The 23,882-nt window shown below is 60.0% G+C and carries 23 protein-coding genes; 17 read left to right on the top strand and 6 right to left on the bottom strand.

What is annotated here, in order from left to right; translation table 11 throughout:
- Positions 1–31: 31 nt before the first annotated feature.
- On the bottom strand, positions 32–181 hold the full coding sequence (locus KTJ87_RS17505; RefSeq protein WP_267140449.1) for a hypothetical protein: 150 nt from the start codon (positions 179–181) through the stop codon (positions 32–34).
- A 163-nt stretch (positions 182–344) separates the two neighbouring features.
- Here KTJ87_RS17505 and KTJ87_RS17500 point away from each other — a divergent pair, with 163 nt between their 5' ends.
- Positions 345–545 (top strand): IS3 family transposase, encoded by a 201-nt coding sequence (locus KTJ87_RS17500; RefSeq protein WP_267140448.1) that lies wholly within the window; start codon positions 345–347, stop codon positions 543–545.
- Between the two features lie 221 nt (positions 546–766).
- Here the strand turns inward: KTJ87_RS17500 and KTJ87_RS17495 are convergent, their stop codons facing one another.
- From KTJ87_RS17495 to KTJ87_RS17475, 5 genes are all read right to left on the bottom strand, one after another.
- Positions 767–1,543 carry an SDR family oxidoreductase gene (locus KTJ87_RS17495; RefSeq protein ID WP_267140447.1) on the bottom strand — a complete coding sequence of 259 codons (777 nt, stop codon included), beginning with the start codon at positions 1,541–1,543 and terminating at the stop codon, positions 767–769.
- Entirely contained in the window at positions 1,540–2,334 is a 795-nt protein-coding gene (locus tag KTJ87_RS17490; RefSeq protein WP_267140446.1) for an HpcH/HpaI aldolase family protein, read from the bottom strand. Before KTJ87_RS17490 ends, KTJ87_RS17495 begins: the two co-directional genes overlap by 4 nt.
- 15 nt (positions 2,335–2,349) lie before the next feature.
- Positions 2,350–3,288 carry a phytanoyl-CoA dioxygenase family protein gene (locus tag KTJ87_RS17485; protein ID WP_267140445.1) on the bottom strand — a complete coding sequence of 313 codons (939 nt, stop codon included), beginning with the start codon at positions 3,286–3,288 and terminating at the stop codon, positions 2,350–2,352.
- 513 nt (positions 3,289–3,801) lie between these two features.
- Positions 3,802–4,533, bottom strand: a complete 732-nt coding sequence (locus KTJ87_RS17480) for a class I SAM-dependent methyltransferase (protein WP_267140444.1) — start codon at positions 4,531–4,533, stop codon at positions 3,802–3,804.
- The gene (locus KTJ87_RS17475) at positions 4,530–5,912 is read right to left on the bottom strand and encodes an NAD(P)-binding protein (protein WP_267140443.1); all 1,383 of its coding nucleotides are present in this window, start codon (positions 5,910–5,912) and stop codon (positions 4,530–4,532) included. Before KTJ87_RS17475 ends, KTJ87_RS17480 begins: the two co-directional genes overlap by 4 nt.
- Positions 5,913–6,027: 115 nt before the next feature.
- Between KTJ87_RS17475 and KTJ87_RS17470 the strand changes: the two genes are divergently transcribed.
- The 16 genes from KTJ87_RS17470 (at position 6,028) to pseG (ending at position 23,840) form a co-directional block, all read left to right on the top strand.
- Positions 6,028–7,122: a FemAB family protein gene (locus tag KTJ87_RS17470; protein WP_267140442.1), complete on the top strand. Its 1,095-nt coding sequence runs from the start codon at positions 6,028–6,030 to the stop codon at positions 7,120–7,122.
- Positions 7,112–8,758, top strand: coding sequence for a polysaccharide biosynthesis PFTS motif protein (locus KTJ87_RS17465; protein ID WP_267140441.1), 1,647 nt, complete (start codon positions 7,112–7,114; stop codon positions 8,756–8,758). The genes KTJ87_RS17470 and KTJ87_RS17465 overlap by 11 nt, the downstream gene beginning before the upstream one ends.
- A 19-nt stretch (positions 8,759–8,777) precedes the next feature.
- Positions 8,778–9,671 carry a 3-deoxy-8-phosphooctulonate synthase gene (kdsA, locus tag KTJ87_RS17460; RefSeq protein WP_267140440.1) on the top strand — a complete coding sequence of 298 codons (894 nt, stop codon included), beginning with the start codon at positions 8,778–8,780 and terminating at the stop codon, positions 9,669–9,671.
- Entirely contained in the window at positions 9,652–10,071 is a 420-nt protein-coding gene (locus KTJ87_RS17455; protein WP_267140439.1) for a CBS domain-containing protein, read from the top strand. The genes kdsA and KTJ87_RS17455 overlap by 20 nt, the downstream gene beginning before the upstream one ends.
- Before the next feature lie 22 nt (positions 10,072–10,093).
- Complete coding sequence (locus tag KTJ87_RS17450) at positions 10,094–10,645, top strand: sugar transferase (protein ID WP_267140438.1); 552 nt, start codon at positions 10,094–10,096, stop codon at positions 10,643–10,645.
- A gap of 29 nt (positions 10,646–10,674) precedes the next feature.
- Positions 10,675–12,438 (top strand): ABC transporter ATP-binding protein, encoded by a 1,764-nt coding sequence (locus KTJ87_RS17445; protein WP_267140437.1) that lies wholly within the window; start codon positions 10,675–10,677, stop codon positions 12,436–12,438.
- 106 nt (positions 12,439–12,544) lie between these two features.
- Positions 12,545–13,978 (top strand): hypothetical protein, encoded by a 1,434-nt coding sequence (locus KTJ87_RS17440; protein ID WP_267140436.1) that lies wholly within the window; start codon positions 12,545–12,547, stop codon positions 13,976–13,978.
- Complete coding sequence (locus tag KTJ87_RS17435; protein ID WP_267140435.1) at positions 13,953–14,882, top strand: glycosyltransferase family 2 protein; 930 nt, start codon at positions 13,953–13,955, stop codon at positions 14,880–14,882. The genes KTJ87_RS17440 and KTJ87_RS17435 overlap by 26 nt, the downstream gene beginning before the upstream one ends.
- Complete coding sequence (locus KTJ87_RS17430) at positions 14,879–16,054, top strand: glycosyltransferase family 4 protein (protein WP_267140434.1); 1,176 nt, start codon at positions 14,879–14,881, stop codon at positions 16,052–16,054. The genes KTJ87_RS17435 and KTJ87_RS17430 overlap by 4 nt, the downstream gene beginning before the upstream one ends.
- Positions 16,055–16,163: 109 nt before the next feature.
- On the top strand, positions 16,164–17,162 hold the full coding sequence (gene pseB, locus KTJ87_RS17425; protein WP_267140433.1) for a UDP-N-acetylglucosamine 4,6-dehydratase (inverting): 999 nt from the start codon (positions 16,164–16,166) through the stop codon (positions 17,160–17,162).
- 5 nt (positions 17,163–17,167) lie between these two features.
- On the top strand, positions 17,168–18,082 hold the full coding sequence (locus KTJ87_RS17420) for an SDR family oxidoreductase (RefSeq protein WP_267140432.1): 915 nt from the start codon (positions 17,168–17,170) through the stop codon (positions 18,080–18,082).
- Positions 18,079–19,251 (top strand): UDP-4-amino-4,6-dideoxy-N-acetyl-beta-L-altrosamine transaminase, encoded by a 1,173-nt coding sequence (gene pseC / locus KTJ87_RS17415; RefSeq protein WP_267140431.1) that lies wholly within the window; start codon positions 18,079–18,081, stop codon positions 19,249–19,251. Before KTJ87_RS17420 ends, pseC begins: the two co-directional genes overlap by 4 nt.
- Complete coding sequence (locus KTJ87_RS17410; protein WP_267140430.1) at positions 19,248–20,105, top strand: aldo/keto reductase; 858 nt, start codon at positions 19,248–19,250, stop codon at positions 20,103–20,105. Before pseC ends, KTJ87_RS17410 begins: the two co-directional genes overlap by 4 nt.
- Positions 20,102–22,141, top strand: a complete 2,040-nt coding sequence (locus tag KTJ87_RS17405) for an aminotransferase class III-fold pyridoxal phosphate-dependent enzyme (RefSeq protein WP_267140429.1) — start codon at positions 20,102–20,104, stop codon at positions 22,139–22,141. Before KTJ87_RS17410 ends, KTJ87_RS17405 begins: the two co-directional genes overlap by 4 nt.
- Positions 22,141–22,821: a PIG-L deacetylase family protein gene (locus KTJ87_RS17400; protein WP_267140428.1), complete on the top strand. Its 681-nt coding sequence runs from the start codon at positions 22,141–22,143 to the stop codon at positions 22,819–22,821. The genes KTJ87_RS17405 and KTJ87_RS17400 overlap by 1 nt, the downstream gene beginning before the upstream one ends.
- The gene (gene pseG, locus KTJ87_RS17395) at positions 22,818–23,840 is read left to right on the top strand and encodes a UDP-2,4-diacetamido-2,4,6-trideoxy-beta-L-altropyranose hydrolase (protein WP_267140427.1); all 1,023 of its coding nucleotides are present in this window, start codon (positions 22,818–22,820) and stop codon (positions 23,838–23,840) included. Before KTJ87_RS17400 ends, pseG begins: the two co-directional genes overlap by 4 nt.
- Positions 23,841–23,882 lie beyond the last annotated feature (42 nt).

Here is a 23,882-nt window from a genome sequence, read left to right as displayed (position 1 = left end):
CGACGGGTTCTATAATCCCGTCAGGCGGCATTCATCGCTCGGCTTCCAGAGCCCCATCGCCTTCGAGCGAAGGGCGCTCGAAGTGAGCTAAACGCTCTCCACGAAATCCGGGCAAGTCCACCCCCTCCGGCCCCACGGCGCAGACCTGGAAGCTGCCCTTCGCCAGGTCGATCGGCAGCATGTTGATCTTCGTCGTAATCAATGTGCCCTCCGCTCGGTTCCGATGAAACCATCATGGCATACAAGATGCCGCTTGGTGGGGGCATCCACCGCATCAGTTCAGTGCGCATTATGCCGCGTCCCGGCACCGCCGCATACTTGAGCACCGCGGCTTCTTCGGGTCCATGAGCCGTCGAAAGACTACTTATGACAACGCCAAAGCCGAAAGCTTCATGAAGACACTGAAGGTCGAGGCGGTCTATGTGACCGAATACAAGACCTTCGATGACGTCGCAGAGGATTTGCCAAACTTCATCGACAACGTCTACAATACCATCTGGCTGCCTTCCTCGATCGGCTACATCAACCCCAACCAATTCGAATAAAGGAACGCCGCGCCCCGGTCAAAAAGTGCCGCCTGTATGGTCCAGCCCGAGCGGCGCACTCCAACTCATGGGGATTCTTGAGACGGCTTTGAGTATCGCTGACCGCTCCCGTCATCGGCAGATCGAGTAATTCCCGTCCAGTGTATCTTGGCCTCCATATGTCGCAACTCGAGAGAATCATAACTGTCTGAAATCAAACAACTTAGTTTTCGGTTGGGCCTTCAGATCGTCATCGCTGAATAACCGCCATCAACTGCGACCTCCGCCCCGGTCACGAACCCCGACGCATCTGATGCGAGCCAGATCATAGCTCCATTCAGCTCCGAGGGTGCCCCGTAGCGGCTCATGGGCGTGTGGCCGAGAATCGCGGCCTCGCGCTCAGGTGTGATGAAGTTTCTCCGGTTCCACTCGGTGGGGAAGAACCCTGGCCGGATGGCGTTGACGCGCACGCCTTTGCTGCCCCATTCGCGGCCCAGATTCTGCGTCAGGTTCTTGATCCCGGCTTTCGCCACCGAGTACGCATAGGCCTTTGACAAAGGCGGCCCAGCGCTGGCGGAGCTGACGTTAATGATGCTGCCATAGCCCGCCTCCAGCATATGCGCACCGAACACCTGGCAGCCGAGGAAGGTCGAGGTAATCTGGCTGTCAATCACTGCGTGCCAGTCGGTCTCCTCGATCTTAAGAAACGGCGTGGAGGCGTTGATCCCGGCCCCGTTCACCGCAATCGACACAGGGCCATACGTCTCGACCGCCTTGGCCAAGACCGCCTCGAACCCCTCCTTCGAGGTCGCATCGAGTTGCAAACCAATCGACTGGCCCCCGGTGGCCATAATCTCGGCTGCAACGGTTTCCGCCTTCTCCACCCGCAAGTCGGTAACGACCACATTGCAGCCCGCGCGCGCGTAGTTTCGTGCCATTTCCCCGCAGAGATGCCCACCCGCACCGGTCAATATGGCGGTGCGGCCCGCGATCCCAAAAAGCTCCTCGATATAGCTCATGCCTTGATCTCCGCCATGACCGCTTTCATATCGTCGGCCCATTTCGACAGGATGAAGAGGTCGCTTCCGAGGATCATGAAGGTAAAGCCCTGATCGAACGCATCGCGAACCTTTTCGGGCGCTACATCGGCGATCTGGGTGCAACAGGATTTGCCAGCGCGCTTGGCGGCGTTGACCACCTTGGCACCGGCTTCGCGCACCAGTGGATGATCAGTTTGGCCGGGGACGCCGAGGCTGCCGGAGATGTCGTATGGACCCACCATGACGCCATCGACCTCCGGGAAATCGAGAAGCGCGTCGATATTTTCGACGGCGGTGATGCTTTCGATCTGCAGGATCAGCGAGGAGCTGTCGTTCCAGTCATTGATGTACGCGTCGAAATCAAAGCCATAGCCATGGGCGCGGTTAACCCCGTAGGAGCGCTTGCCCAAGGGCGGGAACTTCATCGCGTCGATCAGGACGCGGACCTGCTCGGGAGTTTCGACCATCTGGATGAACATGCCGTCTGCGCCCGCTTCGAGGAGCGGCTTCAGAATGTCATTGGTGTGGCTGACCGGGCGCGGCAGGCAGCAGGCACCTTCAGACTGGGCCGAGGTGATGATGGTGCGCGCGTCCACGAGCGAGAGTGTAGTGTGTTCCATGTCGATAGCGATGAAGTCGAAGCCTGCCATGGCAAAGGTCTCGGTGATCGCGGGATCTCCATAGGAGACCCAGCCGCCAAAAACCGGTTCGCGGTTCTGCAGCTTCTGTTTCAAAGCGCGGCGGCGGGCCAGGCGGGCGGCGTACGACATGGGGCGAGGGCTTTCTTACTTGGTGATGTTTCCGGCCGGGATATAAGCCTGTTGTTGCGGGCTCAGTGCGGAGGCAGTGCTGTGCGAGACGTGATAGAGTGGCGTGCGCTTGCGCAGGGCGATCGGCGGCAGGAAGGTTGCAAAGCCTAGGTCGCGATAGCCTTCCTCGGGGATCCCCGCCTTGTGCAGGCCGCGCGTGTCTTCAAGGATGAATGTGCCGGCGGGCACCTCCGAGACGACCACATGGGTGTCCGGGCCGTCGTAGGCGGTAGCCACCTCTTCGTTGGTGAAATAGGGTCTGCCATCGAGCGTCCGGTTCTTGATCGACCCGGCGATATAGTGGTGCGGGCCGGTCTTCAGCGTGCAATCGGACAGAAAGAAGAAGGCCTTCAGCAAATGGGTCTCGTGATTACGGTCCCGGTGCCAAGCATGGTTCATTACGACGAACTTCGATGGGTAGTTGCGGCGCAAATAGGCTTCCGTCAGTTCCGGGCGGAAGCCCATATATGCCTCGACCACCGACAGAACCTGTGGATCAAGCCACATCTGCATCCAGGCGGGCGTGTCGGGCAGGTAGACCTTGAGCGTTGAGGGCTCAAATTCGCGCACGGCCTGAGCATAGTCGGTGACGTTCCCGCGATCAAAGGTCAGACCACGCGCTGCAAGCTGTTCGGTGGTTGCAAGGAAATTGGAAGCGATCAGATCAGCATCCCGCTCACGGTCAACACGAGATTGCGCCAGCGTTGGCATCTCGAATTCGAGTTTGTTTTCAAGCCGGTCGAGATAATCGGCTTGCAGCGCCGCCATGCCGGGGCTGCCCACCCAGTGATCGAACTGCACGTAGCCGTAGGTTTTCAAATGGACTAGCTTTGCCGCCAGATCGTCAGACAAAGTGCTCGCCGAAGCCCCTGAGCGGTTCACACGCGCAAGGCGTTCTAATGCGGTTTTGATCATGTTCCCTCTCTCAACGAACGGCGGAACTGTCTCATTCAGGCGCGCTCAAGTGGTACGCACATCTTGGGGCGTGCACCGCGCCTGATAGGTAAAAACGGCCACCAAAACAAACGAAAACGTAAGAGCGATGACGTTACTCTATGCGGCGAGGCTTGACGGCTCGGCGTGCTGCCACGGCATGAGGTTCCCGATGCGGGATCTGGGGTGTCCGTCGAGGGTGGAGCGGAGGTTGTCGGCGAACAGGGCGTTCTTCCACGTCAGGGCCATCACCCGTTCATTCTGCCCATGTCGGGGAAGAACGGGAAGTTCATTATCGTTGGCACCCCTATTTCAGCCTGAAGGTCAGTGTGCGGCAGCTCTAGCAGCGCGTGAACGGGCAGTTGCAATGTTTCTCGACTAACTCTGGGACGCGGCGCAAGCCCAGGACCGTGATCGTATTCCCTTGCTCCAATTGGCTATCGGCCTCCGGACACCAAAGGGGACGCCCCCCGGTCCTGCCCACTCGATCGGCTCTTAGGGTTTTTGCCCTTCGATCGCGACAAACTCGAAGATCTCGGCCCCGTTCTGGTAACTGCGGGTCAGGGTTTCGCATTGCGTGACCGCAAAACCCGCTTCTTCGAGCAGCGTCCGGTAGCGACGGGGATGCAGGAATCGAAACGGATGCATATTGCCCACGAAAGGCCCTGTTGCCCGATGCAGGCCGTTCAGGGTGTCATCATCGATCCGGTTCGGGAACGCCGGATCGGGATGGTTCCGGTCGGTGAATGTGTCGGATCGAGCAGAAGGGAAATAGGAAAAGAACCGCCCCCCCGGCTTCAGGACTCGATGCACGTCCTTCAGGAACGCGGCTCCCTGTGCCTGGTCGAGGCAGTGGCTTGAAAACACATCTACGACGGCATCGACAAGGGCGTCCGCAATCGGCAACTCGGTCATGCTGGCGACGTGCAGCTGCGCCGAGGTCTCGTATTTCGCGAGCATCCTTTCGCACAAGGCGATGGCTGGCGCACTGAGATCGATGCCGATTGTTTCGAAGCCTTCCCGCGCGATCATCCACAAGTTCGCGCCTGCGCCACACCCAACTTCTAAGATTGTCGTCTGCGCCCGCGCCTGAGGGGACAGGCCGAAGTAATTGCGTCCCATGAAACGGCACAGTTCTTCATTGGGATAGCGTCGCTGGGCCTCGAACCCGCGCGTCGCATACTCGCTGTCAAAATAGATGTGGGCGGCTTCGGTCCCGTTGGTCATGCAACGTCCCGCTTCGGCTCTGTTCCACCCAGCTCTAAAAACAGACTATGGGCATCATGGACCAGCGCCGAGCTGTGGTGCTTGCCATTGGCCTTGCCCACAAGATGGATGTTGTCATAGGCCCCTCCAATGGCTTCGTTCACCTCGGCCTGGTTGCTAAAAAATCCGGCGGCAAAATTGGGCCAGGACCCGCGGTGGAACTGCAAATGGGCGGTGCGGATGCGCGCATCCGTGCTGATCGCCCCGATTGCTTTCTGTTCTTCGAAAATGGCGCCCTCAAGCTGGTCGAGATCCGGGTCGAGCGCATCGTGGAACATCTCGACCGTCATCGTTTTCACGCCTTCGGGGCGGCTGCTGAAATTGTCGTAGAAGGTGCTGCGATAGCTTTGGAAGGCGGGGTCATAGTTGTAGATGAAATATGACTCGTTCAGAATTTCCCCCTCGAAGACATAGTGTGCCAGCACGCTGTTGCGGAAGGTCGGACCTTTCAGCTCGGTGATGTCCTGCCCCATCACGCGAGCGAGGAAAATGGAAGGGATCGACCAGATCACATGATCGCAGGCGATGGTCTCGCCGTTGTCGAGCGTGATGGCCTTGGCCAAGCGGCCTTCCATTTCGATTGCAGTGGTCGCCGTCTCAAGCAGTAGACGCACATTGGGCAGGCTGTCGAGATGGGCCCGAATTCGGTCGCAATAATCCGACAGGCCGTGGCGCACCGGATAGGTTTTGATCATCGAACTTGCATGATCGTCAAACCGGGCGAAAGCGAGGCGGCTGTCATTGAACGCAGTTTCGGCCTTGAGCGCCTTGGCCTCGATGCTGTCGGTCACGATGATGCGGTGCAGACCGTGCAGGAAAAGGGAAATCGGATCAAGGGCCTCACAGCGCAGGCCGGTCAGTTTCTCCATCGCGGGCGCAATCAGAGCCTCGGTCAGGGTCGGACCATAGGTCGCCCGGGCATAGGTCTGCAGTGTGTCGTATTCGGTATACGCCTTGCCCGGATCCTCGATGGCCAGCAGCTCGGCCTTGCCCTTGGCCAGAATATCCGCAGGCAAGGTGCGCGCATCAAGACAATTCGAGTGGCTGCAATAGGTGCCGTTCTGAAAGGAGAATTCCTTCAGGTTCTCCGTGGTTTTCGGATATTCCTGGTCCGGCAGAATGGAGAAGATGACATCGTCGACTGCGGGCACACCAGTTTGCAGGATGGCGCGCGATCCGTAATCGAAATGCAGCCCGTCGTGTTCCCAGGCCGAGTTGTAGAGCCCGCCGAGACGGTTCTGCTTTTCGACCACGGTGACGGAGAAATTGCGGTCATGAGCGAAGAGTACCGCCGTCATCGCCCCCGCATAGCCGCCCCCGATTATAACGATATGCTGCATCTGTTGCCTCCGAATACCCGAATGTTTGACCGCTTTTTGGGGCAGTGCGCCCCAAGAATCAATGTTTGAGACCTGTGGCATTTTCTTTTGCATGACCCTTCAGTAAAGAGTGCGCGTGGCACAGGCGACACTGATCTTGGCAACAGGCAAGAGGGGAACGGCGATGCTATCAGATGCGCAGATCATCACGCTGGGCCAAGAAGCCGGGCTGGAGGTTGCGCGCGCGCATTGGTCGCATGAACTCTGGACCCGGACCCTGGCGCAATGCGCCTATGTCCCCGTCGCCTATACGCCGCCGGTGCTGACATTTCAGGACCGGTATTTTTCCGAGTATGTCTCGCGGCTCGATGATCTGAGTCTTGTTGTCACGCTCGGAGGACAACCCGTCGGTCTGTGGCCGCTCAGTGTCGTCACGGCGGAGGGCCAATCGCGGCTGAGCGCGCAAGGCCTGTACTGCCTGCCGCCTCTGTGGGTGGAGACCCTACCGCCCCGGGCGCGCGCACGGCTGGTGGCTAAATGCAAGGACCTGGCGGCGAGGGTTTCAGAAACGCTGGGCGCGGACTGCTGGGAGAGCCAGAGCCTGTTTGTCGGCGAAGATCGTGCCGGCCTTGCGGACTGGCCGCGGCAGGCAATGATGGCGGGGGCCGATCCGCGCCCCGATCTCGCGCTCTATGTCGATCTGCGGCAGGCCCCGGGGGATCTGCAGGGTAATTTCCGAAAAAGCTTCAAACCCCTGATCAAGCAGGGCCTCAAGCTGTGGGGGGCGCAGGTGCATTCGGGCACCCAGACCGAAGACTGGGCCGCGTTTCAAGCGCTACACAGGCGGGTGGCCGGGCGGGCGACTCGGTCCCAGGCGACCTGGGATTGCCAGTATGAGGCGCTGACGGCCGGGCACGGCATGCTGGTCACGTTGCGGGACGGAAGAGACACGTTGGTCGGGGCCGGGTATTTCACGCTGTCCGCGACCGAGGCCAATTACAGCGTGGCTGCCTATGACCGAGACCTTTTCGATAAGCCTTTAGGCCATGTAGTGCAGCACCATGCCATCGCGACGTTTCAGGCTTGGGGCCTGCCCTGGTATCGTCTGGGGCGGGTGAGCGCGGGCCGTCAGACACCGAAAGAGCGCGCAATTAACGAATTCAAATCCGGGTTTGCCAGCCACAGCATCCCCGAATTCGTCTTTACACACAGAGGCGCGGATGCAGGTTAAGGCGGGTCTTCGCGGCCTGAAGCGCTGGATGCTTGCCCCTCTGCGCCGGTGCTATCGCAACCGCGTTCACGCGGTTCTGCGCGGCCAGAGCCGAATGCGGACCGAGGGGCGGTTGCCGCTGATCGTGCAGATCAAGCACGATATTTCCCACCAGAGTCTCCCGGCTTTCTCGACCCGGGCCAGCGGGTATATTTTCCATGACACGCTGGGCATATCCGAGCTGATAATACGCCAGTATCTGATGATCCGCGTGGCGGGTGTGGGATTGCATCGATCCATCCTGGCCGCTTTCGGCGGCGCGCGCGGTATTCATGTCTTGCCCCCACATATCCTGCGCCTGCTGGCCGAGAAGGGGGTGCCTACACGGCAATCCCTGTCGCGTCTTGTATGGCTTGGCTATGTTGTTGCTGTCTGGGGCTACGGAATCTTGACAATCGCGCGCCTAGCGCGTCATACGCGGCCCTCCTCTGCCCGCCTGTCCGCCCCCAAATCTACGGCGGTCTTTGTGGGTGCGGTCCAGGGCAACCTGCCCTCAGAGCGGCCGCTCTCTGACCGCTATGACTTGCTCAGTTGGCATCACCGCTGGTCCGGTCGCTCACCGGCGATCCGTACCCTCGCGGCTTCGGGCAGGCTGTCTGCCCCCCGCCATTCCGGCGCGCCGGAGGTGGTCGTTCTTTCCTCCGAGCTGGTCGCCCTGCCCGACTGGTCCAAATGGGCGCAGTTCGTTCTTTGGGCGCTGGCCGCTATTCTGCGGTCGTTCTGGGATCTTCTGCGCGGTCGCTGGTGGCATGCTCTTCTGCTGGCAGACGCCGCCAAGGCGCGGGTCACGCATCTCACCCCAGCCGAGGATCTGGCCGCTGAATACTGGTTCAGCCACACCGGGTATATCTACCGGCCCATCTGGACTTATGGGGCCGCGCGTAAGGGGGCGGACCTTTATCTCTATTTCTACTCGGTCAATAACAGCGCCATCCTGAAGGCGGGGGAGCCAGACCTGTCGATCGGGGCTTGGCCCTTAATGAACTGGACCAATTACGTGGTCTGGAACGAGGTGCAGGCCGCGTTCATCCGCGAGGTCCTGCCGCAAAGCGCCGAGACGCCCCACTTTCACGTGGTCGGAGATTTGCCATTCGTAGATGGGTCAGCCGATCTTCCCGCCATTCAAGGCAAGAAGCTGGCCCTATTCGATATCCAGCCTTACCGGCTCTACAAGCATGCTAGTCAAGCACAAGTCTTCGAATATTACAACTCTATTTGTGCAACGGCGGTCCTGCGCGATGTCGCGGAGATCTGCGCGGAACATGATCTGAAGATGATGTGGAAGCGCAAGCGTGAGGTCTCTAAGAGCACCCATCCACACTATCAAAAGGTCGAGAACGACCTGGTGGAGCGCACCGAAACGGTTGTCTCGATAGACCCGAGCATCTCGGCCCATCGGGTGATCGCCGAAAGTGCGATCGTGGTCAGTGTGCCCTTCACCTCGACAGCGCTAATTGCCCGCAACCTGTGCAAGCCAAGTTGCTATTACGACCCTTCAGGGCTATTGGCATCTGATGATAAAGCCGCTCATGGAATCCCCATCTTGCTGGGCAGGGCACAGCTTGAAAACTGGATTGCCGAACAGCTAAGCCAGTAGAAGAAGAAGGCCGATTATTTTGACCCCCCATACCCTTCCAAAGACATTCACCGTTGGCTACGGCGACGTAACAAAAGTCGCTATCGGCGGGACGGAGCCCCTGGTTTATATCGGGGGGCCATGTGCTATCGAGAGCCGGGATCACGCCCTCATGATGGCTGACCGGATCTCGACAATCTGCACAAGACTTAACGTGCCCTGGATCTACAAATCCTGCTACGACAAGGATTGTCGGTCCTCTCCGGACAGCTTCCACGGCATCGGCCTTGAAAAGGGTCTGGAGATCCTGTCGGAAGTGCGCCGCGAGTTCGGCGTGCCTGTCGTGTCGGATTTCTCGGTGCCCGACTGGGCGGCGGCCACGGGTGAGGTCTGTGATCTGGTGCAGGTTCCGGCCTATCTGTGCCGCCAGACCACAATCCTGAAAGCGGCGGCCGCAACCGGGCGTCCCGTGCACCTTAAGAAGGGGCAATACATGAGTCCTTGGAACATGAAGAACTCGGTACGCAAGCTAGAGGCGGCCGGGTGTTACGAAGTTCTGCTTACTGATCGCGGCACTTTCCTGGGCTACAACATGCAGGTCAACGACATGACCTGCTTCCCGATCATGGCTCAGACCGGCTATCCAGTCTGTTTTGATGGTACCCATTCGATCCAGATGCCGACTTCGATGGGCAATATATCGGGCGGGCAACGCGAATTCATTCCGCATCTGGTGCGGGCGGCCACGGCTTGCGGGATCAACGCTCTGTTCATGGAAACCCATGACAACCCGCCGGCGGCGCTGTCGGATGCCAACACCGTTCTCGATATTCAGTATCTGGAAAACATCCTGTCACAGGCGCAGATCGTCCATACAACGCGCTTGGAAATCCTGGAAAAATTTGGAGAAGACAATGTCCACCCCCCAAGCTGAGTTGACGACCGTTTCAGAAGTTGCTCTCGCGCTAGACAGTTTCCCGGTCGTCGAACCTCGCACCTATCTCAAGGTCGCGCTTGAGCGGATGGAACAATTCAGGCTGGGCGTGGTCTGCATCTGCGACGCCGAAGACACCTTGCTGGGAGTGCTGACCGATGGCGATCTGCGCCGTAAGGTGCTGCATATCCAGAAGCCTTTCTCAGCTCTGTTCTCGGATGATGTGATCATACATTCGGTGCAGTCCGCAACGACCGTGGCGCCCGACTCGCTGCTCACGGACGCGGTGAAGCTGATGGGCGAGAAACGGATCTGGGATCTGCCTGTTACTACGTCCGAGGGCAAGCTGGTGGGCTTGCTGCACCTGCATCCGGCTATCGAGGCCGTTCTGAACCAATAAACCTAGCCCCATGATAAAGCGTTTGAGCGATTTGCTGGGTGTTGGTATTCTCGCAGCAACTCTTGCCCTTGTGTTTCTGGCGGTGATGCTGGCAGTGAAACTGACCTCGAAAGGGCCGTTGTTTTTCTGGTCCCAGAGGGTTGGACGCAACAACGTGCCGTTCTGGATGCCTAAATTTCGGTCCATGCGGGAGGACACGCCCAATGTGGCCACGCATCTACTAAAGGACCCGGGCCAATACCTGACCCCGATCGGGGGGTTCTTGCGCAAAAGCAGCCTCGATGAGCTGCCGCAATTGTGGTCGATCCTGCGCGGCGACATGAGTTTTGTCGGCCCGCGTCCGGCGCTGTTTAGTCAGGACGACTTGATCGCCGCGCGCACCGAATGCGGCGTCCATGTCCTGGTGCCCGGGCTGACGGGCTGGGCGCAAGTAAACGGGCGCGATGACCTGCCAATCCCGGTGAAAGTGGACTATGATGCGGAATACCTCGAACGGCGCTCGGTGTTGTTTGACTTGAAGATCCTGTGGATGACGGCGCAGAAGGTTCTGAGCCAGTCGGGGGTGTCCCATTGATCTCATCCTCCCATCAGAGGTTCTTTGCGATGGTCTTTCGGTTGGTCGCATGCCTGCCGGCCCATAGACGACGGCAGTTTTACGGGCTGTTTGGGGCGATGATCTTGGCGGCATTTGCTGAGATCATCAGCTTGGGGGCGGTCTTGCCCTTTGTTTCTGCTATCTTCGCTCCGGAAACCGTGGCTGCCCAACCGATGTTGGCCCCGTTGATCGAATGGTTCGGGCTTCAGGAGACAAGCGATTTCATTCTGGCGGCCACCGTTCTGTTTGTCGGGGCGTCTATTAGCGCCGCGAGCCTGCGGATCCTGTTTTTGCGCCTCAGCATACGTTTCGCCTATCTCGCAGGGGCTGATCTAGGACACGAGATTTTCGTGCGCACGCTCTATCAGCCTTACGAAGTTCATGGGATGCGCAATTCCGCGGATGTGATCAGCGGCATTACCCGCAAGGTCGATGGGGTGGTCACGGGCGTTTTGCTGCCGGTGCTGAATTTCTGCGCCTCTACCCTAGTGTTCTGCGCCATCCTGACCGGTCTGATCCTAGTGAACTGGGCGGTCGCCTTGGGCGCGATCACGTTCTTTGGCGCAGCTTATATCGGAATCACGTTAATCGTGCGCCGCCGGGTGCGCATCGGCGCCGATCATATTTCTACTGAACAGAAGGGCGTGTTCAAATCGCTAAATGAAGGCCTTGCGGGCATTCGCGATGTACTGCTGGCCGGCACCCAAAGTCATTTCGCAACCAGTTTTCGCAAATCCGACGTCAGCCTGCGTCTGGCGCAGGCAGATATCCGCTATCTCAGCCAGTTCCCGCGCTTCGTGCTGGAGGCCCTTGCCATGGGAACCTTGGCTATTTTTGCGTATCTCTGGGTCACAACGGCGGAAGATCCGACTGGCGCATTGCCCCTGTTTGCAGCGCTTGCCTTTGCCGGGCAGCGCATGATGCCGGCCTTGCAGCAGGGCTATTCCGCTTTCATCTCGGCCATGGGGTCGGCGGTGATCTTGTGCGATGTGCTTGACTTGGTCGAACAGCCCTTGCCCGCAAAGTTCACCCATGTTGGCGCCCCGCAGGCCCCGTCCTTGCGCTTCACGCAGGCCGTGACGCTTGATGGGGTCAACTACACCTATCCCGGAGGGGCCCATCCTGTCCTGTCAGACGTGTCGCTGGTAATTCCGAAGGGCACGCGGGTCGGTATCATTGGCGAGACTGGATCGGGCAAGTCGACGCTTGTCGATATCCTGCTGGGGCTGCTGCCGCCGAAATCGGGCCATGTCAGCATCGATGGGACCGTCCTGACGGCAGATGATCTTGATGGGTGGCGCGCAAATATCTCCCATGTGCCGCAACTGGTGTTTCTGAGCGATGCGAGTTTTCTCGAAAACATCGCCCTGGGGGAGAAGACAGAGGATATCTCGCGCGAGCGGGCCTACTTAGCGGCGCGGCAGGCGAATCTCGAACAGGCAATCGACCGCTACCCCGAAAAGATCGACGCGTTTGTGGGTGAGGCAGGCGTTAACCTGTCGGGCGGCCAGCGCCAGCGCCTTGGGATCGCCCGGGCGCTTTATCGTCAGGCGCAGGTTCTGGTGCTAGATGAGGCCACAAGCGCGCTCGATACCGCGACAGAACGTTCGGTGATGGAAGCAATTTCGTCTTTGCGCGCCAATTTGACGATCATCATGATTGCCCATCGTCACAGCACCTTGCTTGGCTGCGACATGATCCTGCGCGTGGCGGAGGGCAAAGTGACCAATCTGGGCACATTTGACGAAGCGCGGGCGTATCTCGATGTCTGAGAACGCGGACATGTCAAGGTCTCTCGCGGCGCAGTTCGACCAATTGGCGCAAAGCTGCCGCAGGCTGTTGCAGCAGGCCTCGGAGATGCCGGAGGGAGAGGCGCGCATGGCCCTCGCGCCCCTGCATCTGCGCAATGCCCATCCCGAGACACTAGCGCAGTATCCCAATCTGCTTTCGGGCAGGCTGTCTTGCAAAGGACGGCTGAGGGCGAGATTTGGACCCTATGTTCTGCCAGCCATTGCCACCCTGAAGCGCCAGCCGGACTGGGTCGGGGATAAGCTGCCAGAACACGCGGATATCCTGTTTATCTCTCACCTGACCGATCCGGAAGAGGCTGCGACCGGGCGGGATCTCTATTTTGGCGAGATTCCCGCGCTCTACGCTGCGCAGCAGGAGGCAAGCTGCGTAGTAGCGCTTCTGAACCATACCCAGGCGCGGCTGGAGGTGCTGACGAAGCAGTGGCGGCCCACCGGGGTGCCACGGGTCGTGCTGGGCCGTACTGCGGGCCCGGTGCAGGAATGGCGCATGGCGGCACGGTTGCGGCGGGCAGTGCGCCACTTGTCGCAGGCAGGCGCTCACGGCGATGGGGATATTGCAGCGTTTCTGACGGGGGCGCCGGTGACGGGCCCCAGCCTGACGGCGTTGCGCAGCGCAGACCAGATCGAGAAGTTGGTCCGGCGGTTGCGCCCGCGCTTTCTGGTTTTCACTTTAGAAGGCCATGCCTGGGAGCGTCTGGCGATGTCTGCTGCGCGGCGCGCCCATCCGGGTATTTACTGTATTGGATACCATCACACGGTTCTCTTTCCGAAGATGGCCGCACCCGGCTGGCGGCTTGGGGGCAGGTATGATCCCGACGCGGTTCTGACAGCCGGAGAAGTGTCTGCGGAGTGGTTTGCAGCGCAAGGCTTTCCGGTCCTGCCCCTGGGATCAGTGCGCCGCCAGTCCCAGCCGCCCGGTCTCACCTCTGACACGTTGCCAGAAAGCCCACTTTGCCTGGTCGCCCCGGAAGGCATTCTTGGGGAAGCAAAACAGCTCTTTCAGGCGGCGTTTGTGGCGGCCAGACACAGCCCGAATCTGCGCCTACGCCTGCGGCCGCACCCGGTCTTGTCGCGCTCTGCGTTAGAAGCGAAGCTGCCCGCCCTGCGGCACCTGCCGCCGAATGTCGTCTGGTCCGGCGCGGATCTGGCGCGCGATCTGGCGGACTGCGACGCCTTGCTCCATCGCGGTAGCACGGTTGCGCTGACCGCCGGGCTGGCAGGGTTGCGCCCGGTGTACTTACGCGCGGAGGGAGAGTCTGTTTCCCTTGATCCCTTGGAGGCCTGTCTGGGCGCATGGCATCAGCAAATCGGGTCCGGCAGCATGTTGTCGGAAATCTTGCAAAGCCCGGCTCCGCAAGAGGCGCGCGCGGCACTGCAAAGCTATTGCGAGCGCTACCTCACCCCGCCCCGAATATCCGCGTTGCACGAGATCATCGATCTTATACACACGGGCGCAAACAGGACCGGAACCTCCCATGAAGCGCGCACTCCAGGCCGATGAGATCTGTGTGATCACCCCCACGAAAGGGCGTCCGGTTCAGCTGAACCAAATGCTGAAAACCCTGGCCGCGCAGACGACACCGCCTGGCCAGGTAATCATCGCTGATGGGGGGCGGGATGTCGAAGATCTGGTGAGGGGGTTTACCAATTGCCTGAACGTGATGTGGCTGCCCTGCCCCGAGCCCGGACAGATCGTGCAACGTAATCATGCCATGGAGTTTCTCGCGCCACAGATCTGGGCGGTGGCGTATATTGATGATGATATCCAGTTCTCCCCGGAGGCCTTCGCAGAGATCCGCGCGCATTGGAATGCGCAAGAGTGCGCTCCCGCCGGGATCAGCTTCAACCTGACGAATATGCCAGAGCAGATCCCATCGCTGTTCCGCAGGTTTTTCGCGATGAATTCGCGCCCCTTTGGTCGGGTCTGGCGGTCGGGTTACAATGCGCCGATTTCGGGCCTGGATCGGTCGATCCGCTGCCAGTGGTTGTTGGGTGGCGCGACGTTGTGGCGCCGCGATATTCTGGAAACCTATGAAAATCCTGTCGGGCCTGTCCCTTGGGCAATCTGCGAGGACCTGATCTTCAGCTATCCCATCGGCAAGACGCAGCCCTTGCTGGCATGCGCCGAGGCCCGCGCTTTGCATGTCGATGACGTACCGCCGCAGAGCTATGAGAGAGCGCGCGCGCGTACGCGCACGGCCGTGCTGTGGCGGGCCTTTTTCGTGGATCAGAATGCCGATCTGTCGAAACTGGGGTTTCTATGGATGTTGTTTGGGCAGGTCCTGGGGCGCAGTATTGGATTGTGGCGCAGAACGCCCGAGGCACGCGGACAATGGATGGGAACGCTTCAGGGTTTTGCACATTGCCTGTCCTGCAGCCTGCTTGGGCACCGGGTTGTCCCATGACACACGCCTCTTCGTCGTCCGGGCGCGCAAAGATCGCCATGATTGTCCATGCGACCTTCATGGTGCAGTCGTTCCTGATCCCGCATCTGCGGCGGCTTGGAGAGCGGTATGACCTTACCCTGATGGTACCGACCGGCGCGCCAGAGGCCCTGGCCCCGTTCGATCTGCCGGTAAGGTTCCAACCCATTCCCATCCGCCGGGACATTTCCCTTGGGACCGACCTGAGAACCTTATGGGTGATCTGGCGCCTGTGTCGCCGCCACAAGTTCGACATGGTGCATACGATCACGCCAAAAGCCGGTCTTCTGGGTATTCTGGGGGCCTGGCTCGCGCGTATCCCGATCCGGGTGCACACGTTCCAGGGCGAGGTCTGGTGCACCAGCACGGGTATGAAACGCCGCCTACTCCGCGCCCTGGATGTGCTGGTCGCTCGGTTATGCACAGATATCATCGTGGTTAGTGCCTCGGAACGTGATTTTCTTCGAACTGAGGGAGTGCTGGGGCCGGAGCAGGGGCATGTGCTGGGTGCGGGCTCCATCGGCGGTGTCGATCTGGCGCGCTTTAGGCCCGATGAGGCGGCGCGGGCCCGGCGGCGGGCTGAGCTTGGTTTCTCCGAGGAAGATGTGGTCTTTATGTATTTAGGGCGCCTGAAGCGTGAAAAGGGTGTGATGGTGCTGGTCGAAGCCTTTGCACAGCTTGCACCGCGCTACCCCAATCTCAGGTTGCTTATCGTTGGACCAGATGAAGACGGTCTTGGGGATACGATCCGCTCTGTTCTTTCGGAGACGGCGGATCGGCTGGTTCTTTTGCCGTTCACCGCAACGCCCGAGTCCGAGATGATTACAACGGATGTCCTTGTTCTCCCCAGCTTCCGGGAAGGTTTTGGCGTGGTGATCATCGAAGCCGCGGCTCTTGGGCTGCCCAGTATCGGATCGCGAATTTACGGCATTTCCGATGCGATTGTCGAAGGAGAAACTGGGTTGATGTATCCCTCGGGTGATGCCGGGGGGTTGAAAGAGGCTATGGCAAAGTTGATGGCTCATCCTGAGCGACGCCAGAAGATGGGACATGCCGCCGCAGTGCGCGTCGAAGCAGAGTTCTCACAAAGTGAGATACTGGCTCATTTTCTGGACTTCTACGCTGGACACTTGTCCGGGGATCGCGAACACTGAACCTCGTCTTTACGATTTGACGGCTTTTTTCGCTCCTCCACCCTCGCATCGTCTGGTCACGGGACATCCGCCCTAATAAGATACTCAAAACGCACAAGCGGATGTATTAATGCTGGAAAATTCGACCATTCTGGTTACCGGAGGCACAGGGTCCTTCGGCCATAGATTCGTGGCCATGACCTTGGCGCGCTATGATCCGAAGAAAATCATCATCTTCTCGCGCGACGAGATGAAACAATGGACGATGGCGCAGCGATATCAGGACGATCCTCGGGTCCAGTTTCTGATCGGCGATGTTCGTGACCCTGAGCGTCTGAAGCGCGCCCTCGATGGCGTGGATTACGTCGTGCATGCTGCGGCCACCAAGATCGTGCCCACGGCTGAATACAATCCGATGGAATGCATCAAGACCAACATTAACGGGGCAATGCATCTGATCGACGCCTGCATCGATCACGGGATCGCCAAGGTGGTGGCACTGTCCACGGATAAGGCGAGCAACCCCATCAACCTTTATGGGGCAACCAAGCTGGCCTCAGACAAGCTGTTCATCGCCGCCAATTCCTACAACAACCAGCATAAGACTATGTTTGCGGTGGTGCGCTATGGTAATGTGATGGGCTCGCGCGGGTCGGTCATTCCCTTCTTTCAGTCCCTGAAAGACGCCGGCGAGCTGCCGATCACCGATCCCCGGATGACCCGCTTCATGATCACCCTTGAACAGGGGGTGGAACTGGTATGGCACGCCTTTGAAGACACCAGGGGCGGCGAGATTTACGTCAAGCGCATCCCCTCCATCGGCATCGAGGATATCGCACGGGCGGTGGCGCCCGAAGCCTCGCACAAGATCATCGGCATTCGCCCAGGCGAGAAGATCCACGAACAAATGATAGGGCCGGAAGATGCGCCCTTCACCTATGCCTATGACGGGCATTATAAAATCCTGCCGGCGATTCACGGCTGGGCCAGCTCGGTCGAGCGCATCGGCAATGGCAAACTGGTTGCCCCGGATTTCACCTATTCTTCTGACGTCAATGATGAATGGATGAGTGTCGAGGAGTTGCGCGGCTGGATTGAAGAAAACACCGGTTCGATCGGGCGCATGTGACCTGAATGCCCCGCCGCCTGCTTATCACCGGGGGAAGTGGCCTGTTGGGGTTGAACTGGGCTTTGGCTAAGCGACAGGAATGGGAGGTAACCCGTGTCGAGCATGCACGGCAGTTGCAGCTGTCCGGCACGAAAGCCATGCAGATCGATCTGAGCGATACCGCTGCGATCCGGCAGGGCCTAGAGCAGGCCGCGCCCGATCTCGTAGTGCACACCGCCGGGCTTACCAACGTCGAAACGTGTGAGGCAGATCCAGATCTGGCGATGGCCCTGAATGCCCAGGCATCTGGGAAGATCGCCGAAACATGCGCACGCCTCGGGGTTCCGCTGGTGGCGATCTCGACCGATCACCTGTTCGGCAAGGCACCGGGCCCCTACACCGAAGCGTCCGAGCAAACCCCCCTGAATGTCTATGCCGCGAGCAAGGCTGCGGGGGAACGTGCCATTCAGGAGGCTTTCCCCAAGGCCCTGGTCGCCCGCACCAATTTCTTTGGATGGGGACCTTCCTTCAAGCCGTCCTTCTCGGATGTCATCCTGCACGGTCTGCGCAGCGGCCAACCCCTTTCGCTGTTTGACGACGTTGTATTCAGCCCCATTCTGATGGAGCGTCTCATCGAGGTTGCACATCGTCTTGTCGACCAGGGGGCGCATGGGGTTTTTAATCTAGTAGGAGAGGAAACCGTGACCAAACACCTGTTCGGCTGCCGCCTTGCGGACCATTTCGGGCTGCCGCGCGAACTGATTTCGGCGGGAAAGCTTTCGGCCAAGTTGGATCTTGTCACCCGACCGCATGACATGGGACTCACGACCGGCAAGCTCAGAGCCGCACTTGGAGAACCGGTCGGTGATCTCGACGCGTTCTTCAGCGCACTGAAACGCGCGGAGACCGCGCCGCTCACACAGGAAATACAAGCCCTATGATACCTTACGGCAAACATCATATTGACGAGGATGATATCCAGGCTGTGGTCGATGTGCTGCGGGGTGACTGGCTCACACAAGGCCCGCAGGTTGACATGTTTGAGGCGGCGTTCAAAGCCTATACCGGCGCGGAATACGCTGTGGCCGTGTCCAGCGCGACCGCAGGTCTGCACTTGGCCGCGATGGCGGCGGGCTTGTCGGCGGGCGATACGCTCGTGACCTCTCCTATCACCTTTGTCGCCACTGCCAATGCCGCGCGATATACGGGCGCGAATGTGGCTTTTGCTGATATCGACTCGGCGACGCTGAACATGTCGCCCGAGGCACTTGACAAGGTGCTCAGCCAGACACCGGGTGCCAAGATGGTGGTGCCGGTCCATTTCGGCGGCCTACCCTGCGACATGGAAGCCATCTCGGCTGTCGCCAAGCGCCATGGTTGCCTTGTGGTCGAGGACGCGGCCCATGCCCTGGGCGGAACCTACGCAGATGGCAATATGGTAGGCGAGGGCGGGTTCTCGCACATGTCTGTATTCTCATTCCACCCGGTCAAGGCCATCGCAGCGGGCGAAGGCGGCATGATCGCAACCAATGACGAGGCGCTGTACCGGCGTCTGATCCGGCTGCGCAGTCACGGGATGAACAAGCTCGACGATCCGTTTCTAGATTTGGATCTGGCGTTTGACAGCAACGAGCGCAACCCGTGGTATTACGAGATGCAGGAGTTGGGGTTTAATTATCGCATCACTGATCTGCAATGCGCTTTAGGAACCAGCCAGCTGGCCAAGTTACCCGATTTCGTTGCGCGACGCCGGGCCCTGGCGGCGCGCTATGACACAAGGTTTGCGGAGTTCTCGCATATCAAGCCTGCGCAGCCGATGGCGCGCGATCGCTCGGGTCTCCATCTCTATGTCGCGCGCTTCGATTTCCACGCTTTGTGTATGACCCGGCGCGAAGTGATGCTACATCTGCGCGCGCAGGGGATTACGACGCAGGTTCACTACATCCCCGTGCCCGCGCATCCCTATTACCGCGCGCAGGGCTTTGATCCCCAGGATTATCCGGCCAGCTGGGGCTACTATCATGAATGCCTGAGCCTACCGCTATTCTATGACCTGACGGATGACCAGCAGGATCACATCGTCGGCGTCTTGAAGGGTCTTGACGGGTGAAGCTTGCACTAGGGACCGTTCAGTTTGGGCAAGACTATGGGGTCGCCAATTGCTCTGGTGTGCCGGATGACGCGGCCCTTGCCGAGATCCTGGAGCTGGCTCGCACGCACGGGGTCGAGATCCTTGATACCGCGATCCTCTATGGTAGCGCCGAGACCCGTCTGGGGCAGATGGCAATCACGGATTTCGGGATCGTCACCAAGCTGCCCCCACTGGATGCAGACTGCCCGGACATCGGAACCTGGGTCGCGCGCCATATCGATCAGAGCCTCACGCGTTTGCGTCGTGACAGGCTGGACGGGCTTTTGTGCCATAATGCGGCCGATCTTTCGCATCCGGCGCTTGCCGCCGCATTCCGCGCGGCCAAGGCTAGCGGAAAAGTCCTGCGCACCGGGGTATCGATCTATGATCCGGAAGACCTTGCGCTGCTGATCGACATGGAAGCACTGGATCTTGTGCAAGGGCCGCTGAACGTTTTCGACCAGCGCATTATCTCCAGCGGGTGGCTGGCCCGGCTCGCGGAGCGGGGCATCGGCTTCCACGCCCGGTCTGTATTCCTGCAGGGAAGTCTTCTGATGCCAGCCGAAACCCGGCCCGCCTATTTTGCGCGTTGGGCGGAACATTTTGCGGCCTGGGAGGCCTGGGTGGCTGAAACCGGGCGCAGCCCGCTCGCAGCGGCGCTGACCGCGCTTGGACAAATCGCAGGGGTGGAAGTCGTGGTTCTGGGGGTTGAGCGCGCCGTGCAACTGTCCGAAATCCTGGCCGCGATGGCCCAAGAGCCGCTGCCTTTGCCCGGGCACCTGTCCAGCGCCGATACCAATCTGATTTGTCCCGCTAACTGGAGCCTCCCGTGACGGTTATTGCCATTGTCCAGGCCCGGATGGGGTCTTCGCGCCTGCCCGGAAAGACGCTGATGCAGGTGGGGGACCGCCCGTTGATTGATCTGTTGCTGGAGCGTCTGGGCAGGGCCAAACATGTCGACAAGATCGTAGTTGCGATCACAACGGCCCCTCCGGATGACGCGCTGGCGGCGCATTTAGGCACACTACGTGTGCTCTGCGCGCGTGGCTCGGAAGAGGACGTTCTGGAACGCTATTGGCAGGCCGCCCGTCAGGCGGGTGCACAGCCTCGGGATGTGATTATCCGGGTGACCGGAGATTGCCCGCTGGTTGATCCGGCGCTCGTGGACCGACTTGTCGAGGCCTATCTCGGGCAGGATGCCGACTATGTCTCGAACGTGTCCCCGCCGAGCTTCCCCGACGGTCTGGACCTGGAGATGTTTTCCTTTGCCGCGCTCTGCCGCGCCCAAGACGAGGTAGAAAGCGCCTATGACCGCGAACATGTGACGCCTTATCTGCGCGAAAGTGGTGCCTTCACCACCCATAACGTTTCCCATGCCGAAGACCTGTCGGCGCTGCGCTGGACCGTTGATGAACAGCACGATCTGAATGTCATCCGGAATGTGGTGGATGCCTTTGCCCCGCGCACCGACTTCACCTGGACCGAGGTGCTGGAGCTGACGCGCCAGCGCCCGGACTTGTTCAAAGCCAACGCGTTTATCACCCGCAATGAAGGTGCCGACATGGGCCGTGGTCAAAAACACTGGAAACACGCCAAGAGCTTGATCCCGGGCGGCAATATGCTGCTGTCTAAGCGGGCCGAGATGTTCCTGCCCGATCAGTGGCCGGCCTATTTCAGCCGCAGTCAGGGCTGCATAGTCTGGGATATGGATAACCGGAGGTTGATCGACACGCTCTTGATGGGGGTCGGGACCAACACGCTGGGCTATGCCCATCCCGAAGTCGACGCCGCTGTGCGCGCAGTCATCGATGCCGGTAACATGACGACGCTGAACGCCCCCGAGGAGGTGTGGCTGGCCGAGGAATTGTGCAAGATGCATCCCTTTGCTGATATGGCGCGGTTCTGCCGGTCCGGCGGCGAGGCCAACGCGGTGGCCATTCGGATCGCGCGCGCGGCTTCGGGCCGCGATCAGGTGGCCCTATGCGGCTATCACGGTTGGCATGACTGGTATCTGGCCGCCAATCTGGGCGACGAGGAAGGACTGGACGAACATCTTCTGCCAGGCCTGAAACCCCGTGGGGTGCCGCGTGATCTGCGGGGCTCGGTGCATCCGTTTCGCTACAACAGGATCGAGGAACTGGAAACCTTGCTGGCAGCCCACCCGATCGGGGTGATCAAGATGGAGGTTTCGCGCAATGAGGGCCCCGGTCCGGGCTATCTGCAAAGGATCCGCGCGCTGGCCGATCAATATAGGGCAGTGCTGATCTTCGATGAATGCACCTCGGGGTTTCGGGAAACCTTTGGCGGGCTACACAAGAAGTTCTGTGTTATGCCCGATCTTGCCGTTTTCGGCAAGGCGCTTGGCAATGGTTATGCCATAACCGGCGTGATCGGGCGGCGCGAGGTGATGGAAGCGGCGCAATCGAGCTTCATTTCCTCGACCTTCTGGACCGAGCGGATCGGCCCGGCCGCAGCTTTGGCGACACTGAAAGTAATGGAGCGCGAACGCAGCTGGGAGCAGATCACCGCCATCGGAGCCGAAATTCGCGCCGGATGGATTGCGGCGGCCGCCCGTCACAGTGTGCCGATCAAGACCAGCGGGTTGGACGCTTTGTGCGGCTTCTCTATCGTCTCGCCACATGCACAGGCCTATAAGACGCTGATCACCCAAGAGATGCTGAAACGCGGCTATCTGGCGGGCGATACCTTCTATGCTAGCCTCGCGCATACGCCGGACATTCGCGCCGCCTATCTATCGCATATGGACGAGATGTTTGCGCTTGTGGCACGGTGCGAAAGCGACGGGCGCGACCCGGTCACGCTGCTGGCCGGGCCGGTTGCCCATAGCGGCTTCAAGAGATTGAACTGATGTATGGTGATTTACTTGTCATAGCTGCTCATCCTGATGACGAGGTTCTGGGTGCGGGCGGCCTGATGGCACGCCACGCGGCAGCAGGCCAGAAGGTTCAGGTGGCCTTTCTTGCCGACGGCGTCGGATCGCGCCACAACGCGGATATCGGTATTGAGGAATTGGCCCGGAGGCGCGCAGCCTGTGATGCTGCCTGCGCCATCCTTGGAGCCGAGGTTCTGGAGTATGGCAGCTTCCCTGACAACGCAATGGATCGGGTGTCGGTGCTCGATGTGACCCAGTCTGTCGAGGCGCTGATTGCGGCTCACAAGCCGCGCACAGTCGTGACCCATCATATCGGCGACGTAAATGTCGATCACCAGATGCTGCACAAGGCGGTTGTCACCGCCTGCCGTCCCCAGACCGGGCATCCAGTCCGTCAGGTGATGTTTTTCGAGGTGCCGTCGAGCACCGAATGGCAGGTACCCGGCAGCGCGCCGGCGTTCGCGCCCAATTGGTTCTGCGACATTACCGAGACCTTGCCTGCCAAACTGGCGGCGATGCGAGCCTATGCCGAGGAACTGCGCGACTGGCCTCATCCCCGGTCCCAAGCAGGGATCGAAGCCCTGGCGCGGTGGCGCGGCGCAACTGTCGGTGTTGAGGCGGCCGAGGCCTTTATTCTCGGTCGATACCTGGATTGAACTCGTCGCTGCGCCTCGCCTTCCGGGTCGATGGGTCGCCCGAGATCGGAGCGGGCCACCTCATGCGCTGCCTAACCCTTGCGCGCGGAGCGCTGGCGCGCGGCGATCAGGTCCTGTTTGCAAGCAAGCCCCTGCCCGACGAACTTCGAGCAAAGATTGTAGCACAAGGCATCCGCTTTCTGGACCTGCCCCCCGAGGTTTCTGAAGATGATGACGCGGTTGCGTGTCTGGCCGATCGCGGCTTTGCACAAGCCAATTGGGTCGTTCTGGATCATTATGGGCTGGGGACAACCTGGCAAGAGAGGGTGCGTGTGCCCCGGAGACGGCTCTGTGTTTTCGAGGATATGCCCAATCGCGTGCATCACGCCGATCTACTGCTTGATCCGACCTATGCGCCGCAGGACGCTGACCGGTATCGAGGTCTTGTGCCGGAAACCTGCCAACTATTGCTGGGACCGGCCTATGCCCTGGTTCGACCGGAGGTTCTGGAGGCACGGACCGAACGTAGACCTCCCCCGACCGCGTCTGCGGAATGGCGCATCTTTGTGTGTCTGGGCGGCGGGGAAACCGGGCGTGAGACGCTGCGCGTACTTCAGGCATTGGATACTGTCTCGACAAACGTCACCGTGGTGATGGCCCAGCCAAGCGTTCATCAGACCGAGATTGGTCAGTCCCTGCGGGGCAAGCGGGGGTGGGTGCTGCATCTAGCCCCGGATCATTTTGCTGCCCTAATGGCCGGAAGCGATCTGGCGATCACCGGCAGTGGCAGCATTACCTGGGAGAAATGCGCGCTTGGACTGCCCAGCTTGGCGGTCTGCTTGGCGGACAATCAACGCGATATCTTCACCGGGCTTGAAGCGGCAGGCGCACATCTGGCCTGTCCGCTCGATCCGCCCCGGTTACGGGCTGCCATGGAGGGGCTTACGGCGGATAAACTGGTCGGGATGGGTCAGGCCGCGCACGCAATTTGCAATGGGCGCGGTGTGGCGGCTGTGCTAGAGCACCTGCGATCTAACTGACCCTGTCCCGAGACCGCTCGTTTGCGCAGAAAAAGACCTTGA

It is taken from the genome of Anianabacter salinae (assembly GCF_019061145.1).
GTDB classification, from domain to species: domain Bacteria; phylum Pseudomonadota; class Alphaproteobacteria; order Rhodobacterales; family Rhodobacteraceae; genus Anianibacter; species Anianibacter salinarum.
This window is presented reverse-complemented; position numbering and strand designations above follow the sequence as displayed.

Excerpts from the sequence above, each read along its gene's own strand:
- KTJ87_RS17420 (WP_267140432.1), top strand. The coding sequence starts at position 17,168 with ATGCCCCGCCGCCTGCTTATCACCGGGGGAAGTGGCCTGTTGGGGTTG.
- KTJ87_RS17400 (WP_267140428.1), top strand. The coding sequence starts at position 22,141 with ATGTATGGTGATTTACTTGTCATAGCTGCTCATCCTGATGACGAGGTT.
- KTJ87_RS17505 (WP_267140449.1), bottom strand. The coding sequence starts at position 181 with ATGCTGCCGATCGACCTGGCGAAGGGCAGCTTCCAGGTCTGCGCCGTG.
- KTJ87_RS17485 (WP_267140445.1), bottom strand. The coding sequence starts at position 3,288 with ATGATCAAAACCGCATTAGAACGCCTTGCGCGTGTGAACCGCTCAGGG.
- KTJ87_RS17495 (WP_267140447.1), bottom strand. The coding sequence starts at position 1,543 with ATGAGCTATATCGAGGAGCTTTTTGGGATCGCGGGCCGCACCGCCATA.
- KTJ87_RS17435 (WP_267140435.1), top strand. The coding sequence starts at position 13,953 with ATGAAGCGCGCACTCCAGGCCGATGAGATCTGTGTGATCACCCCCACG.
- pseC (WP_267140431.1), top strand. The coding sequence starts at position 18,079 with ATGATACCTTACGGCAAACATCATATTGACGAGGATGATATCCAGGCT.
- KTJ87_RS17490 (WP_267140446.1), bottom strand. The coding sequence starts at position 2,334 with ATGTCGTACGCCGCCCGCCTGGCCCGCCGCCGCGCTTTGAAACAGAAG.
- KTJ87_RS17440 (WP_267140436.1), top strand. The coding sequence starts at position 12,545 with ATGGCCCTCGCGCCCCTGCATCTGCGCAATGCCCATCCCGAGACACTA.
- pseB (WP_267140433.1), top strand. The coding sequence starts at position 16,164 with ATGCTGGAAAATTCGACCATTCTGGTTACCGGAGGCACAGGGTCCTTC.
- KTJ87_RS17430 (WP_267140434.1), top strand. The coding sequence starts at position 14,879 with ATGACACACGCCTCTTCGTCGTCCGGGCGCGCAAAGATCGCCATGATT.
- KTJ87_RS17480 (WP_267140444.1), bottom strand. The coding sequence starts at position 4,533 with ATGACCAACGGGACCGAAGCCGCCCACATCTATTTTGACAGCGAGTAT.
- KTJ87_RS17465 (WP_267140441.1), top strand. The coding sequence starts at position 7,112 with ATGCAGGTTAAGGCGGGTCTTCGCGGCCTGAAGCGCTGGATGCTTGCC.
- KTJ87_RS17445 (WP_267140437.1), top strand. The coding sequence starts at position 10,675 with ATGGTCTTTCGGTTGGTCGCATGCCTGCCGGCCCATAGACGACGGCAG.
- KTJ87_RS17500 (WP_267140448.1), top strand. The coding sequence starts at position 345 with ATGAGCCGTCGAAAGACTACTTATGACAACGCCAAAGCCGAAAGCTTC.
- KTJ87_RS17455 (WP_267140439.1), top strand. The coding sequence starts at position 9,652 with ATGTCCACCCCCCAAGCTGAGTTGACGACCGTTTCAGAAGTTGCTCTC.
- KTJ87_RS17475 (WP_267140443.1), bottom strand. The coding sequence starts at position 5,912 with ATGCAGCATATCGTTATAATCGGGGGCGGCTATGCGGGGGCGATGACG.